Consider the following 17,193-nt stretch of genomic DNA (forward strand, 5'->3'; position numbering starts at 1 on the left):
AGGTGAATAGAATGAATATTTTATGGGATTTTGATGGGACGTTATTTGATACGTATCCTGCATATACAATGATGCTTTCTGAAATATTAGGTGAATCAGTAGAAAAACAAGAAATATACAAAAACTTAAAAATATCATACTCTCATGCAATTCAGTATTATAATATTTCATGCGAGCAGGAAGAAAAGATTAAAGTTTTGAAGGAGAAATTCACGCCAAAAGATATGAAACCTTTTGCAGGTGTCGAAGAGGTTTTGAAATTTGCAAATAAAAATGTGATTATGACCCATAAACATAGGGCAGGGGTTATGGACATTTTAAAATATTACGGCTGGGAAAAATACTTTGTAGATATGGTTACAATTGACGATGGCTTTCCCCGAAAGCCCAACTCTTTAGCTTATAATCATTTACATAAAAAGCATAATATTGATTTAGCTATTGGAGATAGAGAATTAGATTTATTACCTGCAAAAGAATTAGGTATTTCAACATGTATGTTTCAAGGTAATTGTGATGTAGCGGATTATTCTTTATCACATTACTCGGAGTTTTTTAAGGTAGTGAGTGATAGAGAGTTTTCTTTATAAAAAAAGTTATTAATAAAGACTGTATCTTTCATTTTAAAGGTACAGTCTTTATTTTTTAGAACTCTTTCATTTTATTCCGCAATAACGGGCAGCCTGATCGCTTCAACTAATAATCAGTGGAGGGTGAACAAAACCTCCACTGATTAAAGTTTCACTTTATTTTCTAGTATATAATAATTACTAGAGGTTAAAGAATGATCGTCCATCTTTATTAAAGAAGTAGCCAGGTTAATTGTTAGATAGAAATAAACTGAAAGATAAAGTGATAGTGTTTATCTTTTTCGCTTTAACCAAATTATGGTTATTTGTGCTATTATGAACTCATAGCTATATAGAAGGGGTGGGGTTAGTATGAAAACTGAAATAGTTCCTAAAAAGAAATACAGTATAATAAGCTATGTATCTTTACTCATCGGCATTTTGTGTTTTCTATTCGTTTTTATAACGCCAACAAGGATAGCCAATGCAGGTAATATAGTTGGAGATTATATTACAATTGCCCTGACAGGTGTAGGTATCACACTTTCAATAATCACAATGACGAAAAGAACAGAGAAGAAGGGAATTGCTATTCTTTCATTAATACTGTCCTCATCATTTTTTATATTTTGGATCATAGCGATTATCCTATTGTTTACTGGTCAAATTAGTTTTGCACCGTAATGTGTAATAAAAAGAGTCCTTCTCGTATGAAGGACTCTTTTTACTCGGTATCTTCAGGTTGATATTCTAAAATATCCCCCGGTTGGCATTCTAATGCTTTACATATTGCTTCTAAAGTTGAAAAACGGACTGCTTTTGCTTTTCCATTTTTCAAGATAGAAAGGTTAGCCATTGTAATTCCAACCTTCTCCGAAAGTTCTGTTACACTCATTTTTCTTTTTGCTAACATTACATCAATATTAATAATAATTGCCATATTATTCACCTCAGACCGTTAAATCATTTTCTGATTTTATATCTATAGCATCTTTTAATAGTCTTTGGAGAACGGCAGCAAAGACCGCGATTACCATTGAAGCAAAAATCATAATCATTCCGATAATAATAATGCCAGGGGCATCATCTCTCTCTGCCACGAGATAGAAAAGTGGCATACCTAATACATATAATACACTAATTGCCAATGCGCTGTACTTAATATTTTTTAAAGCTTGAACAGATAACTCTGAGAATGCGTTGTTTTTATCAATATAGTTTAAAAGCTTAAATGTTTGGTACAGTGCGAAGTAATAAGGTATTGCTGTTGCGTATAAATTGATAAATACAAGATATTTAATATATGAAATATCTGGATATAATTCTGCGGCGAAAGCTCCTATTTTAGGGACTAAAAAAATGCACATAGCAAGAACGGGGATTCCGATCAGAATCACAACGGTCTTTAAAAAGAGTGTGGATCCTTGTTTCATAAAAAGCACCTCATTTATTTATTATCTTATTAATTTAACATGAAATTTATTGTTTAACAATAAATTTTTATTTCTTTTGATCGAGGATTTATTGTTAAACAAGTAATTAATGAAAAGGATGTTAAATCTTTTTTATAAGATAGATGATACATACCGATATTTAATAAAGGAAAGAAAGGGAAAGTAACTATTGTTAGCTTTATGAGAATTGGGAACTAATAAAACATATGTAGGTTTTGGTATGGAAAAGGAAATAGTGTGTATTTAAATGAATGCAAAGTTTATGGAGGAACAATCATGTTGAATTATGGTGTGAAGATGAAAAAGTTGCTATTAGTGGCAGCTATAATAGTAAGCGTATTAAGTACGGAAAGTATGATGAATTATCATGCAGCCAAAGCTAAGGTGAAAAAAGTAGAACATCAGCCTAAAAATATAATTATGATGGTTATGGACGGAACGAGTTCAACGGCGACAACATTGGCTCGCTGGTATAAAGGGGCACCGCTTACGTTAGATCAAATTGTAACAGGAGGAGTTCGTACGTTTTCGGCGGAATCAGCTATTACAGACTCAGCGCCAGCAGCAACAGCATTAGCAACTGGAAATAAATCAAATTCAGGATATGTAGGTGTATTACCTTCTATTGTAAGTTCGCCTAGCTTAGAGCCAATAAAAGAAGAGGACAAGTTACGGCCGGTCGCAAACGTATTAGAAGGTGCAAAACGTACTGGTCGTGCAACTGGAATTGTTGCTACATCTGAAATTCAGCATGCTACTCCGGCGGGATTCTCGGCTCACCATGTCAATCGCAAGCAATTTGACGTAATTGCGAAGCAGCAAGTATATCAAAATATAGATGTCGTATTAGGCGGGGGAAAAGCGGCGCTGTTACCTATGCAAAGTAATGGAATCCGAAAAGATGGTGAAAATTTAGTAAAGGTGATTCAAAACAAAGGATACGATTTTGTTGAAACGAAAGATGCGTTATTGAACTCCAAATCTAATAAAATTTGGGGCTCTTTCTCACATCATGCTCTTGCGTTTGATACGGATCGTATAGCAACAAACCCAGAACAACCAACACTTTCTCAAATGACAGAAAAAGCAATTCAAACATTATCAAAAGATAAAGATGGCTTCTTTTTATTCATAGAAGGTAGTAAGCCTGATTGGGCAGCCCATGCGAATGATCCAATTGGGATGATTAGTGATATATTGGCATTTGATGAAGCGGTAGCAAAGGCGTTACAATTTGCGAAGAAAGATGGGGATACGATGCTCATCGCTTTAACTGATCATGGTAACAGCGGCATCTCTATAGGGAATAGGAATACGACAAAAGGATACAATACTACACCGGTTTCTGCATACATTGATCCATTGAAAAAGGCGAAAATGACACTTGAAGGAACTATAAATAAACTGAAATCTGATTTATCAAATGTAGAAGATGTAGCTAAACTATACGGTTTGGATAATCTAACTCATGATGAAAAAGAAAAATTAAAAGCGGCAAAAAAGAAAATGGATGTAGGACGAATTCTTACTACATTATTGGCTAATCGTGCAAATATCGGCTTTACGACAGGAGGACATACAGGTGAGGATGTATTCTTACATTCTTATGGACCTCAAAAACCAGAAGGCTTAATCCAAAATACAGACATTGCGAAGACGATGGCGAAAGCGATGGGCTTTAACTTAGAAGAAGTAACGAATAAAATATTTTTAGAGAGTGAACAAGCCTTTAAGAAGATCGGTGCAACTGTAACAGCCAACAAAACCGAAGGAGCAAACCCGTTACTGGTAGTAAAACATAATAAAGTAGAAGCACAATTATTTGGTAACAAAAATATAATTCGTATCAATGGTAAAGGGTATGAATTAAGAAGTATTATTGTAGAGAGTAATGGAAAGTGCTATGTACCAGAAGAAGCAATTCAACTATTTGTAAAGCATTCTCGTTAAAAAATTGCCAACCAGTTAAGCTAACTGGTGGCAATTTTTTGTGTTTATTCTAAATGTAAGTGTTCGAATTGTTTTGTAAAGTTTTCCATATGAGACTGGTATCAATGTTAAAGGGAAAGTATAGTTTTTTCTTACATTAAAAAATTTCGTTTTGTAGAATAAGAAGTTATACATATAGTAAAGTCTAATGGGTTATCAATTAATATTTACGAAAAATATATTAATACTTTAGAATTTCTTTAATGTTCATTATTTTTTATTTAAGGTTATCCGTTATATTTATAATGTGTTTATTTCAATTTATTGTATTGAAGCTCAGTTTTATATAATTATAAAGCAATCATCAAAATAAAATCTCCACTAGAGTAAATTTATTATTTTTTTGCGAAAATTATTATGCAGTTAAGAAAACTGTAATTTATTGAATTAGAAATATATTAGAATTTAGTTGAAGAAAGAGAGAGGGAATAAAATGAATATAGTGCACTTACGTCCTAAACAGCGGTCTAAGTATCGCATTATGCTAGGTAAGTGGTATTACTCTACAAAGAGGCACATTCAGTGGTTAGCAGACGGGAAAACATATGCAAAAAGGTTCCAACAAGAAAAGCTACCTTGTACAGCAATTCAGCACCAAACAATATTACTTCGTAAGCTCAAAGATGTAGATATGTGGTATCAACAGAATAAGGTTGTTAATTTGAAAATTGCTGTTAAAAAACTAAATGGTATCGTCATTAGACCGGGAGAAACATTTTCTTACTGGCGTTTAATAGGTAAGCCAACGAGGAAAAAAGGGTATGTAGAAGGTATGGTATTACACTACGGATCTTTTCAATCAGGTATTGGAGGAGGTCTTTGTCAGCTTTCAAATTTAATATATTGGATGACTCTACATACAACACTGACAGTAACCGAACGATATCGTCATAGCTTTGATGTCTTTCCTGATTCTAGGCGAACTCAACCGTTTGGGAGTGGGGCAACTTGTTCCTATAACTATTTGGATTTACAAATTAAAAATGAAACGGATCAACCGTATCAACTTCACCTTTATATGACAGATGAACATTTAGTTGGTGAATGGAGAACAGTCTATCCGCAACTTTATCAATATGAAGTGTATGAGAAAGAACACTCAATTCAACCTGCATACTGGGGCGGTTATATACGACATAATGTGATTCAACGTAAAGTATATAATCTACAGAAACAGTTAATAGAAGATCAATATGTAACAGAGAATCACGCTATAATGATGTACGAACCACTATTAGCTTGTAATAATGAGATTAGTGAGTAATATGGTAACCCATAGATTAAGTAGTATAGAAAATATTTAATTCTTATTTTTACTAAAAAAGTTCACTGTTATTTATAGGTGAGTTTGTTTTTCTATCTTATGTATTTCACCCTGCATAAAAATATTTCTCAACATTTTATTTGTTGAAAAAGATTGAATATTCGTATTATAACGAATATTATGTTGTTATCGGCAAAAAACGATAATTTGCAGACACTGGGGAGGAAATACATTGAAAAAGAAAAAGAAATTAAAACCATTAGCGGTATTAACAACAGCAGCAGTACTAAGTAGTACGTTTGCTTTTGGAGGTCACGCAGCGTATGCTGAGACACCAACATCATCTCTACCAATAGATGAGCACTTAATACCGGAGGAGCGTTTGGCTGAAGCGCTAAAACAACGGGGGGTAATTGATCAATCTGCATCGCAAGCTGAGACGTCAAAGGCTGTCGAAAAATATGTTGAGAAAAAGAAAGGGGAAAACCCTGGGAAAGAAATCTTAACAGGAGATAGTCTTACGCAAGAAGCTTCTGATTTTATGAAAAAAGTAAAAGATGCAAAAATGAAGGAAAATGAACAGGCGCAGCAGCCTGAAGTAGGCCCGGTAGCTGGACAAGGTGCAGCATTGAACCCTGGGAAATTAAATGGAAAAGTACCTACTACATCAGCGAAGCAAGAAGAATACAATGGAGCTGTTCGAAAAGATAAAGTACTTGTTTTACTTGTAGAATTTAGCGATTTTAAGCATAACAATATTGATCAAGAGCCAGGATACATGTATTCTAAAGACTTTAATCGTGAACATTATCAAAAAATGTTATTTGGTGATGAACCATTTACTTTATTTGATGGATCGAAGATTAACACATTTAAGCAATATTATGAAGAACAATCTGGTGGTAGCTACACAGTTGATGGGACTGTAACAGAATGGCTTACTGTTCCAGGAAAAGCATCAGATTATGGTGCTGATGCAGGTACTGGGCATGATAACAAGGGGCCTTTAGGACCAAAAGATTTTGTGAAAGAAGCATTAAAAGCAGCGGTAGCAAAAGGAATCAATTTAGCAGACTATGACCAATTTGATCAATACGATCAAGATGGTGATGGAAATAAAAATGAGCCAGATGGCATTATTGATCATTTAATGGTTGTACATGCTGGCGTTGGTCAAGAAGCTGGCGGCGGTAAATTGAAAGATGATGCGATTTGGTCACATCGTTCAAAACTAGGTTCAAAACCATATGCAATTGATGGCACGAAATCTTCTGTTTCGAACTGGGGCGGAAAGATGGCTGCATATGATTATACAATCGAGCCTGAAGACGGGGCAGTTGGTGTGTTTGCACATGAGTATGGCCATGATTTAGGCTTACCAGATGAATATGATACAAAGTACTCAGGACAAGGTGAACCTGTTGAGTCATGGTCTATTATGAGTGGTGGTAGCTGGGCTGGAAAAATTGCAGGAACAGAGCCAACGAGTTTCTCACCACAAAATAAAGAGTTTTTCCAAAAGAATATGAAGGGGAACTGGGCGAATATCCTTGAAGTAGATTATGACAAACTTAGCAAAGGAATCGGTGTTGCGACATATGTAGATCAAAGTACTACAAAATCTAAACGACCTGGAATCGTTCGTGTTAACTTGCCAGACAAAGATATAAAAAATATCGAATCAGCGTTTGGTAAGAAGTTCTATTACAGTACAAAAGGAAATGACATTCATACAACACTTGAGACACCAGTATTTGACTTAACAAATGCAAAGGATGCTAAGTTCGATTATAAGGCATTTTACGAACTTGAAGCGAAGTATGATTTCCTTGACGTATATGCGATTGCAGAAGATGGAACGAAGACACGCATTGATAGAATGGGCGAAAAAGATGTAAAAGGCGGCGCGGATACAACTGATGGTAAGTGGGTTGATAAATCATACGATTTAAGCCAATTCAAAGGAAAAAAAGTAAAACTGCAATTTGAGTACTTAACAGATATTGCAGTAGCTTATAAAGGGTTTGCGTTAGATAATGCAGCATTAACTGTAGATGGAAAAGTTGTTTTCTCTGATGATGCAGAAGGTCAGCCAGCAATGACGTTAAAAGGCTTTACTGTGTCTAACGGATTTGAACAGAAAAAACATAATTACTATGTAGAGTGGAGAAATTACGCTGGTTCTGACACTGCGTTACAACATGCACGTGGCCCAGTATTTAATACAGGAATGGTTGTATGGTATGCGGATCAAAGCTTTACAGATAACTGGGTAGGCGTTCATCCAGGTGAAGGGTTCTTAGGAGTAGTAGATTCTCATCCAGAGGCAATTGTAGGGACATTAAACGGACAACCTACTGTGAAGAGCAGTACGCGTTACCAAATTGCCGATGCGGCATTCTCATTTGATCAAACACCAGCATGGAAAGTAAATTCACCAACTCGCGGTATCTTCGATTATAAAGGATTACCAGGAGTGGCAAAATTTGATGATTCTAAGCAATACATCAACAGTATTATTCCTGATGCAGGACGTAAGTTACCGAAACTAGGACTGAAGTTTGAAGTGGTAGGCCAAGCTGAAGACAAGTCTGCAGGTGCAGTGTGGCTTCATCGATAAAATAAGGTAAAACGAAGAGGAGCTGCGATAAGTCGGTGAAACTGACTTATCGCAGCTTTTTTCTTCTTGTGAAAAAACTTGCTGTTTTTTTTATGTACTTATTGGGAAAATTCAAAGTTTCTTTTATAAATAAAATACTCCGCCTGTCCAATTATAGAAGCTATTTTGGGCGTAAGTAATTTGTAAGTAATGAGTAAGAAAAAAGAGATTTTCATAGTATATAATATTTATTATAGCTACTTTTAACACCTGATACTAATAGTGTGCTATAATATGAATTAGCAACAAAAAGGAAAGGAATTAGAACAATGACCTTAGAAAATACTAAAAATTTAAAAAAACAAGTTGCTCCTTTTGAAAAATCAACGATTAAAAAAAGTGTTTGGCAACTGATCAACACAATCGTGCCATTTATTATTTTATGGTACCTTGCTTATAAAAGTTTGTCAGTTTCTTATTGGTTAACATTAGTTCCAGCACTGTTAGCCGCTGGATTTATGACAAGAATTTTCATTATTTTTCATGATTGCACCCATTATTCGTTCTTTAAAAGTCGACGTGCAAATAGAATAGTTGGAACGTGTATGGGTGTTTTAACATTATTCCCATTTGATCAGTGGGGGCATGAACATTCTATTCACCACGCTACAAGTGGTAATTTGGATAAGAGGGGTACAGGGGATATTTGGACGCTTACAGTTGATGAATATGTAGCTGCACCATTTAGACTTCGTTTAGCATATCGCTTATATCGCAATCCATTCGTTATGTTTGGATTAGGTCCGATTTATGTTTTCTTGCTTAAAAATAGATTTAACCGAAAAGGTGCAAGGCAGAAAGAACGTATGAATACTTATTTGACGAATATTATAATTGTTGCTGTAGTAGCTATACTTTGCTGGGCAATTGGGTGGCAATCGTTTCTGTTAGTACATGGTACTATATTCTTAATAGCAGGTTCAGTAGGGATTTGGCTGTTTTACGTACAGCACACATTTGAGGATTCTTATTTTGAAGAGGATAAAGATTGGGAATATGTGAAAGCGGCAGTGGAAGGAAGTTCTTTTTATAAGCTTCCTAAAATTTTGCAATTCTTAACTGGTAATATTGGATTCCATCATGTTCACCATTTAAGCCCAAGGGTACCTAACTATAAACTAGAAGAGGCACACAATAATACGCTTCCGTTAAAAAATGTACCAACGATTACGCTTGCTACAAGCTTACAATCACTACGTTTCCGTCTTTGGGATGAGAAAAGTAACAATTTTGTTAGCTTTAAAGATGTCAAAAATATAATTAAAAATAATGTTTCTGTTCGAGTGAAATCTGAACTATAATTGCATCGTATATAAAACTCCCCTTAATCATTTTCGATTTAAGGGGAGTTTGTGTTTAAAGAGTAGATGCCAGATAAGAGGAAAATTTACATAATTCAAATTGTAATTGAAGCAGATTAGGAATTGCTCGTACGTAAGTACAAATATAAGATGACAGTAAATGCATTATGTTAACAAATTCATAGTAAAAGGGGGGATCGTACAACATTATATCCAAAAATAAGAAAAGACTTGAACGAAAATTCCATTCATTTTTCTTGGTGTTCCGCATTCCATACACTTAAATAGGACGCATATTCTAATTCATCTGGATTCTCATGTAACATAGAAATGAATTCTAATTTGTTTCCATCACAATCTAGAAAGTATACACTTGCAGCAGGCATCCACCTTTGGACAATTGGCTCTTGATTTCCTTTTCCTTGACTTCCTATCACTGCTATTCCACGTTCCTCTAACCACGCTTTAGAAGTCATTAAAAACTCTAAATTTACACCAAAAGCAAAATGTCTCGGCTCAAAGTCTTCAATGTTATGTACTTCCCATAGTCCAAGCATTTGTTGTTTATTTTCTCCGACCCAAAAGAAAGCCACTCTTCTTTTGGAGAGTTTTCTTGCTAACGTTAATCCTAGCTTGTTTTGATAGAAATTTATTGCCTTCTCTAAATTTCTTACATATAAATGAGTTTCGTATATGTTCTGTATTATTATGATCATTCCTTTCTTTATTGGTAACTACCAATTGAATAGTGAATATAATTCTAAAGTTGAAATATGTATAAGCCTAGTAATGTACATCTATATCCGATATACCTATTTACTATTATATTGAAATTGGAATGTGATAAATCCCACTGAGGTAGTAAGTGTTTAAATGAACACTCTACTACTTTTGTAGGAAAGGGGATATATTCATTAAATTCAGATGAAATCATATTAAAATAATGAAAAAAGACCACACATGAAGTGAAACGCCATGTGTGGTCTTTTATGTATAGTCAAATATTACGAAGTCTCGCTAATTTTAGTTTCACTATGAGTGTTAGTAGAATTTCTTTTCTTAACTTTAAAGTGATAGTAAGTGTAGCAAAAGATGATAAATGGGACAGTGCAATAGATTCCAAGTCGTTGTTCTGGGATAAAAATAAGACTGATTAATATAATGCCATACAATCCAAAACCAAGAATTGGTACGAGTGGATAAAGTGGCGTTTTAAATTTTAAGTCTTCTAATTTTCCGCCGTCTGCTAAATAATGTTTGCGGAAAAAGAATTGAGAAACACAAATTGACATCCAAACAATAATGGTAATGACTCCGGAAATTGAAATGAGCCACAAGTAAACAGTTTCAGCAGCTACTACACTTGTCAAAAGAGAAAAAGCAGAAATAGCTATTGTCATGATTAAAGCGTTGAGAGGAATCCCACGTGATGATAATTTCTTTAAAAATGCTGGAGCCATTTCGTTTTTTGATAAAGACCAAAGCATTCGAGTAGCAGCGTATAGTCCTGAGTTTGCGACAGAAAGAACAGCAGTAAGAATAACAAAGTTCATAATATCAGCTGCATATGGAATACCGATATTATCAAAAACAGCAACGAATGGACTCTTTGTTAATCCAGCTTCTTCCCAAGGAATTAAAGCAACAAGAACAAAGATTGCTAAGACGAAGAAAAACATTGTGCGCCATATAATATTTCTAATAGAGCGAGGTAAAGTTTTTGCTGGATCTTCACTTTCACCTGCTGCGATTCCGACAAGCTCTGTACCTTGGAAGGAATAATTGACTGTAACCATTGTTAATAGAATAGCTGCAAGTCCATTCGGAAATAAACCACCATGATTTACGAAATTTGAAAGAAGTGGAGCTGGTTCATCGCCTTTTAAATCAATAAAACCGAACATAGCGGCGCCACCAAGAATTATAAAAGCTATAATGGCAGATACTTTTATACTTGAAAACCAAAATTCTGTTTCTGCATAACTACGAGCAGATAATGCGTTAATAGTGAAGATGGTAACGCCAAATATTAAACACCAAACCCAAACAGGAATATCAGGAAACCAGCGCTGCATTGTAATACCGGCAGTTGTAAATTCAAGACCGGTCGTATTCGCCCAGCTTAACCAATACAACCATCCGATTGTAAAGCCAGTTGCAGGATTGATGAATTTAGTAGCATATTCCTGAAAAGAACCTGAAACAGGCATGGCTACAGCAAGTTCACCAAGACATAGCATAACGAAATACATTAATAATCCACCAGCAATAAAGGCAAGTACGGATCCACCAGGTCCAGCCTGACTTATAATAAAGCCAGATCCGTTAAATAACCCGGTTCCAATCACACCACCGAGTGCAATCATGAATAAGTGTCTACTTTTCATCGTACGTTTTAATTCATTGTTTGTATTGCTTACTTGCGCCATTGTTTTCCTCACTTTCGTAGTTGATAGAAGAATGTTTGATGTTTTTCCGTATTATGGAATGTATTCCGTGATGTGAAATCTTGTTATAATTTTCAGATAATTAAAAAGAAAAGTCAATATTTTTTTGTTTGCGTTTTCAATTCGTTGTTAGTGATATGTTTTTATTGTTAGAAAATTAAATAAATAGATTGATTTCATTTCGAATGTTTGCTAAATTGATAGTTAATTAAGCGTACTAACATATTACGAGTAAAGTTGAGGCGAGTTATGGTACAGTCCATTGATCGAGCGATAAGTATTATTAAATTATTGAATTCTACAAATGAAAAAGAGTATTGGGCTATTTCTGATATAGCTGATGGAACACATCTCCCGGTTAGTACAGTACATAGATTACTTAACTCTCTAATGGAGCATGGGTTAGTTACACAAATTACAGAGACAAAACAGTACAAAATTGGACCAATGTGGATGGAAATAGGGTTGCGTCAATTGGAGAAGGTAGACTATAGATCTGTTGCAAGAGAAGTGATGAAACGTTTGGCTTCTGAAGTGGAAGAAAGTGTCTATTTGAATATTCCAAACGGAACACATTCTATTATCATTGAAAGAATTGATAGTCCTTTAAAAATTCGAGTTATCGATAATCTAGGAGAACAAATTCCACTTTCAATTGGTGCTGCAAATAAAACGATGCTTGCCAATATGAAAACGAATGAAATGGAACATATTGTAGAGTATTTACTTCCTTCATTACCAGAACAAAAGCAAATTCTTCTTAATCAAATAAAGCAAATAAAAAATGAAGGATATGCTGTCAGTTATGGTGAAAAAACAGAAGGGACAGCTTCAGTAGCTGCACCTATTATCGGATTTAATCATAAAGTAGTAGGAGCATTAAGTGTTGGGTTAATTAGTCATCGTATTAATGATGATCGACTATCTTTTCTTATTAGCAAGGTAAAACAAGCGGCTCATGAAATATCAATAAAAATCGGCAGTACATCAGAACTATAATTTTGATAGCTGTCGTCATTTTTTATTCATATAATGGAATTAGTTTTCATAATGCGGAAAATAGGGGGATTTATATGTCAAAGTGGCAATCAAAAGAACAATTGGTTCAATTATTAAGCAGTCTTGTTGAAATTCCTAGTATTACCGGTTCAGAAGCTGAAGTAATATTGCCAGACTTTGTTGTGGAACAATTATCTGACTTACAGTATTTCAAACAAAAACCGCACCATTTGCAAAAAAATCCGACAGGGGACGGACGATATTTTGTTACAGCACTAGTAAAGAAAAGCGATAGTACAAAAAATACTGTAATTCTAGTAAGTCACTTTGATGTTGTAGATGTACAAGATTACGGAATGTGGAAAGAAGATGCATTTAATCCTAAAAAGTTAACATCTATGTTTTATTCTCATAAAGATGAACTTCCAGACCATGTACGTGAAGATATAGAACATGGAGAATGGCTGTTTGGTAGAGGAACAATGGATATGAAATGCGGCCTCGCATTACAAATGGCAATGATTGAGCAAGCTTGCGAAGAAAGATTTGATGGGAATGTTCTTTTATTGGCTGTACCAGATGAAGAAGTAAATTCTGTAGGGATGAGGGCCGCTGTTCCGAGACTGTTAGATTTAGCAAGAGAGCATAACTTAGATTATAAAACGGTCTTAAACTCAGAGCCTATGTTTTCCAGACATCCTGGTGACCAAAATAAGTATATTTACACTGGCTCTATTGGTAAAGTGTTACCTGGTTTTCTTTGCTACGGAAAAGAGACACATGTAGGTGAACCTTTTGCAGGGTTAAATGGGAGTTATATGGCTTCATTAATAACAGCAGAATTAGAGTTAAACACAGACCTTTGTGATATTGTAGAAGGGGAAGCGAGTCCTCCGCCAACTAACTTACTTCAAAGGGACTTAAAAGAGGATTATTCTGTACAAATTCCGCATCGTGCAGTTACATTATTTAATTTGTTTTTATTAGAAAAATCAATGACAGATGTAGTTTCATTGTTACGTCAAAAAGTAACGAAAGTAGCAGAGAAAATAGAAGAGTCGTATGAAAAACATGCATATCGTTTTTCTAAATATAATCCATTTATACCACCTAATCTCAAAGTAAATGTATTAACTTATGAAGAGCTTATCACATATGCAATTGAGCAACATGGACGAGAAAAAATAAATCATATTCAATCTAATATTATAAAAAATAGAGGAGATAAAGATGATCGTGCGGTAACCATTGATTTAGTAGATAAATTAGCGATCTTATGTAAAGAAAAGGCACCGATGATTGTACTTTTCTTCGCTCCGCCGTACTATCCAGCTGTGAGTTCACGCAACAATCCTTTAATAAAAGAGGTAGTTGTAGAAATGGAAAAGTATGCACACTACAATCATAAAATTACATTTGAAAACCAAAATTATTTTGGGGGGATTTCAGATTTAAGTTATGTAGGCTTGCAGTATCCACTGGATTCAATGAGTTCGCTTGTAGACAATATGCCATTATGGGATAAAGGTTATTCAATTCCGCTTCAGGAATTAGAAGAGTTTGATGTTCCAGTATTAAATATGGGGCCGGTAGGAAAAGATGCACATCAATGGACAGAACGTCTAGATGTAAACTACGCATTTGAAACGCTATTAGATATGTTACCGAAATGCATTGAAAAATTATTAGTTTCTAATAAAATTACACAATCATAGTAGGGAATAGGTAAGGGATAAAACAGAACCTGTAAAGAAGATTTGAATGAAATTATTTTAATATAATTAAAACTGAAACGGCCAAACTCAAGTATATATGAGTTTGGCCGTTTATCATGTAGTGAATTTCTAATTAAATTCATATGAATTCATAGCTAACGCGATCTCTTTTACAGTTTTACTTTTTAGTTTGACCAGATAGTTCAACAGACTTTTGCGTACAACGCTGCATAGCTGAAATAATCGCTGTTCTCAGTCCTTTTTCCTCTAATGTTGCTACAGCTTCTATTGTCGTTCCGCCAGGAGAACAAACCATATCTTTCAATTCACCTGGATGTATTCCTGTTTCTAGTACCATTTTTGCAGAGCCTAACACAGCTTGAGCAGCGAATTTATATGCTTGATTTCTTGGCATACCATCTAGTACAGCAGCATCTGCCATCGCTTCTATAATCATATATACATAAGCTGGTGAAGAACCACTTACGGATGTGACAACATCCATTAATTTTTCACTTACGATCTCTGTTTGACCAAAACTATTGAAAATGTTTAGTACATCTTCTAAATCTTTTTCTGTCACCATTTCATTAGGGCATAATGCAGACATTCCTTCTCCAACAAGAGCAGGAGTATTAGGCATTACCCTTACAACCTTTACTTTTTTATTAAAGGTATTTTCAGTACTTTCAATACTTTTCCCAGCAGCGATCGTAACGATGATAGCATCGTTTTTGATTACTTCTTTTATTTCATTAATTATTGACGCGTATAGGTCTGGTTTGATTGATAAAATTAAAATATCAGCATTTTTAGCTACTTCATTGTTGTCGGTAGTTGTAGTTAGCCCATATTTTTCACTAGCATTTTTTAAATTAGCAGTGTTTAAATCTGAACAAATAATTTGATTTGAAGACACTATATTTTTGTTTATCATTCCGCCAATCATAGCCATTCCCATATTTCCGCAACCGATGAATCCAATTTGTTTATCCATAATAACTCAATTTTGCTCCTTTTATAATCAATTATATCGGTTTGATATTATTTTCTTAGAATAAGAATAACATCCCTGTGCAATATAAAGAAACATTCTAAGAGAATATATTCCTTTTTGCAACACTAAAAGATAAAAATTAATTATATTCGACATTATGTAAATATATACACTATAATGTAAGGTTTTATGTTTATGAATATGAGTTAAACTTATATCATTTTGTATTTTCATTCAGTAGGGCGATAATTTCATACAAATAACTTGCGGCTCTATTTATTTTTAAAAATACCTCTTGACACCGAATCGAACTATATCGCATAATATAAAAAAATTAGATTGAAAATCGTTGAAGGGAACTAGTACATATGTCTTCTTGCGAAAGAGAGTGGAATTCACCGGCTGAAAGATTCCTCGTATAGAATATATCGAACCTATCCCTGAGTCTTAAATGAAAGTTTAGGCGTTCGCCTGCGTTATAGGCACCAAGTGGATATCTATGTATATCAATTAAGGTGGTACCGCGGAACAATGACCGTTTCGTCCTTTTTATTTTATTAAGGGCGAAGCGGTCATTTTTATTTTGCTCTTAAATACTTCATTGCAGCATTGATGAGAATAGATATAGTTACAAAGTGAATGAAGTGTAATTTATAAAAAACTTTGATTTTAGATTTGGGGGATAAAAAAGTGAAAAAACAACGAGTTGTTGTAAAGATTGGGAGTAGTTCCTTGGCAGATAGTCACGGAGGCATCTCTACAGAACAGCTTTCAGATCACGTTGCCGCATTGGCTCGGTTGAAAGAAGATGGGCACGAGGTTGTGTTAATTACATCTGGAGCCGTCGCTGCAGGTTTTTCAGCGCTAGGATATCCTAGCAGACCTGTAACGATTAAAGGGAAACAGGCTGCAGCAGCTGTCGGACAAAGTTTGTTAATGCAGGCGTACACCGAGGAATTCCGTAAATATGGCATCGTTACTGCGCAACTTTTGCTGACGAGAAGTGATTTTTCTAGAAAAGAACAATATAGTAATGCTTACGCTACGTTAGGAGAATTATTAAACCGCTCCGCTCTTCCAATTATTAATGAAAATGATTCCATCTCCTTAGAGGAGCTGACGTTCGGTGATAATGATATGCTGTCAGCTTTAGTAAGCGGGCTTGTTTCGGCGGATATGCTTATGATCTTTACGGATGTGAACGGGTTATATGACAAAAATCCTCAGAAAAATGCGGATGCAAAAAAATATTATTTTCTTCCTGAAGTTACGGAAGAAATTTCTTCTCTTGCAGGAGATGCTGGCTCAAAACTTGGGACTGGCGGTATGAAATCAAAAATCGATGCTGCAAAGACAGCGCTCTCTCTTGGTGTGAGTGTATTTATCGGAACAGGACGTGGACAGGAAAAGTTTGTAGATGTTTTGAAGGGTAAGGGTGATGGAACGTATGTTGGTAATGCTCCTCAAAAAGAAATGAAGATGAACAAGCAATGGATTGCCTTACATTCGCTTGTTAGCGGACAAATTGAAGTAGATGCTGGGGCAGCTACTGCCATCATTCAGCATGGTAAGAGTTTACTTCCAGCTGGTGTTACGAATGTATTAGGATTTTTCCAAGTGGGTGAAGTTGTAGAGGTTGTAACGCAACAAGGGCGCGTAATAGGAAAAGGACAATGCACATATAGTGCAGAGGAACTAAGAGATGTAAAAGGTATGCAAAGCCAAGATATTCAAGTAAGAGGCGAGAGACATAGTTATGAAGTCATCCATAGGGATCATTGGGTTTCACTTTAAAAAGG

Annotated in this window: 14 protein-coding genes and 1 other annotated feature; of the genes, 9 read left to right on the forward strand and 5 right to left on the reverse strand. The window is 34.9% G+C overall.

Features of this window, described 5'->3' with window-relative positions; translation table 11 throughout:
* Nucleotides 1-11: 11 nt before the first annotated feature.
* Both HMAS_RS09455 and HMAS_RS09460 read left to right on the forward strand, forming a co-directional pair.
* Entirely contained in the window at nucleotides 12-590 is a 579-nt protein-coding gene (locus HMAS_RS09455) for an HAD-IA family hydrolase (protein ID WP_044307021.1), read from the forward strand.
* A gap of 351 nt (nucleotides 591-941) precedes the next feature.
* Nucleotides 942-1,253 (forward strand): hypothetical protein, encoded by a 312-nt coding sequence (locus HMAS_RS09460; RefSeq protein WP_000845561.1) that lies wholly within the window; start codon nucleotides 942-944, stop codon nucleotides 1,251-1,253.
* A gap of 40 nt (nucleotides 1,254-1,293) precedes the next feature.
* On the opposite strand, the gene HMAS_RS09465 is transcribed toward HMAS_RS09460, so the two are convergent.
* On the reverse strand, nucleotides 1,294-1,509 hold the full coding sequence (locus tag HMAS_RS09465) for a helix-turn-helix domain-containing protein (RefSeq protein ID WP_000974619.1): 216 nt from the start codon (nucleotides 1,507-1,509) through the stop codon (nucleotides 1,294-1,296).
* Between the two features lie 10 nt (nucleotides 1,510-1,519).
* Nucleotides 1,520-2,002 (reverse strand): DUF2975 domain-containing protein, encoded by a 483-nt coding sequence (locus tag HMAS_RS09470; RefSeq protein WP_000809114.1) that lies wholly within the window; start codon nucleotides 2,000-2,002, stop codon nucleotides 1,520-1,522.
* Between the two features lie 297 nt (nucleotides 2,003-2,299).
* On the opposite strand from HMAS_RS09470, the gene HMAS_RS09475 reads away from it, so the two are divergent.
* The 4 genes from HMAS_RS09475 to HMAS_RS09490 all read left to right on the forward strand — a co-directional run bounded on the left by HMAS_RS09475 (nucleotide 2,300) and on the right by HMAS_RS09490 (nucleotide 9,236).
* Nucleotides 2,300-3,973, forward strand: a complete 1,674-nt coding sequence (locus HMAS_RS09475; RefSeq protein ID WP_000935918.1) for an alkaline phosphatase — start codon at nucleotides 2,300-2,302, stop codon at nucleotides 3,971-3,973.
* Nucleotides 3,974-4,445: 472 nt separating this feature from the next.
* Complete coding sequence (locus HMAS_RS09480; protein WP_001028238.1) at nucleotides 4,446-5,276, forward strand: VanW family protein; 831 nt, start codon at nucleotides 4,446-4,448, stop codon at nucleotides 5,274-5,276.
* A gap of 232 nt (nucleotides 5,277-5,508) precedes the next feature.
* Nucleotides 5,509-7,896: an immune inhibitor A domain-containing protein gene (locus tag HMAS_RS09485; RefSeq protein ID WP_000727446.1), complete on the forward strand. Its 2,388-nt coding sequence runs from the start codon at nucleotides 5,509-5,511 to the stop codon at nucleotides 7,894-7,896.
* Between the two features lie 308 nt (nucleotides 7,897-8,204).
* Nucleotides 8,205-9,236, forward strand: a complete 1,032-nt coding sequence (locus tag HMAS_RS09490; protein ID WP_000171504.1) for a fatty acid desaturase — start codon at nucleotides 8,205-8,207, stop codon at nucleotides 9,234-9,236.
* A 248-nt stretch (nucleotides 9,237-9,484) separates the two neighbouring features.
* Here the strand turns inward: HMAS_RS09490 and HMAS_RS09495 are convergent, their stop codons facing one another.
* Together HMAS_RS09495 and HMAS_RS09500 are read right to left on the reverse strand one after the other, a co-directional pair.
* Nucleotides 9,485-9,943, reverse strand: a complete 459-nt coding sequence (locus HMAS_RS09495; RefSeq protein ID WP_025710053.1) for a VOC family protein — start codon at nucleotides 9,941-9,943, stop codon at nucleotides 9,485-9,487.
* A 297-nt stretch (nucleotides 9,944-10,240) separates the two neighbouring features.
* Complete coding sequence (locus HMAS_RS09500; RefSeq protein WP_000079991.1) at nucleotides 10,241-11,665, reverse strand: amino acid permease; 1,425 nt, start codon at nucleotides 11,663-11,665, stop codon at nucleotides 10,241-10,243.
* A gap of 267 nt (nucleotides 11,666-11,932) precedes the next feature.
* Here HMAS_RS09500 and HMAS_RS09510 point away from each other — a divergent pair, with 267 nt between their 5' ends.
* On the forward strand, nucleotides 11,933-12,682 hold the full coding sequence (locus HMAS_RS09510; protein ID WP_000250758.1) for an IclR family transcriptional regulator: 750 nt from the start codon (nucleotides 11,933-11,935) through the stop codon (nucleotides 12,680-12,682).
* A 74-nt stretch (nucleotides 12,683-12,756) separates the two neighbouring features.
* Entirely contained in the window at nucleotides 12,757-14,397 is a 1,641-nt protein-coding gene (locus HMAS_RS09515) for a M20/M25/M40 family metallo-hydrolase (protein WP_000049569.1), read from the forward strand.
* 178 nt (nucleotides 14,398-14,575) lie between these two features.
* On the opposite strand, the gene proC is transcribed toward HMAS_RS09515, so the two are convergent.
* Nucleotides 14,576-15,394 (reverse strand): pyrroline-5-carboxylate reductase, encoded by an 819-nt coding sequence (gene proC / locus HMAS_RS09520; protein WP_000360726.1) that lies wholly within the window; start codon nucleotides 15,392-15,394, stop codon nucleotides 14,576-14,578.
* Nucleotides 15,395-15,734: 340 nt separating this feature from the next.
* Nucleotides 15,735-15,945, forward strand: a binding site (T-box leader).
* Between the two features lie 139 nt (nucleotides 15,946-16,084).
* On the opposite strand from proC, the gene proB reads away from it, so the two are divergent.
* Complete coding sequence (gene proB, locus HMAS_RS09525; RefSeq protein ID WP_000744802.1) at nucleotides 16,085-17,188, forward strand: glutamate 5-kinase; 1,104 nt, start codon at nucleotides 16,085-16,087, stop codon at nucleotides 17,186-17,188.
* The last annotated feature ends 5 nt before the right edge of the window (nucleotides 17,189-17,193 follow it).

Origin of the sequence: Bacillus sp. HMA207, from assembly GCF_003402455.1 — a bacterium.
Taxonomy (GTDB): Bacteria; Bacillota; Bacilli; order Bacillales; family Bacillaceae_G; genus Bacillus_A; species Bacillus_A cereus.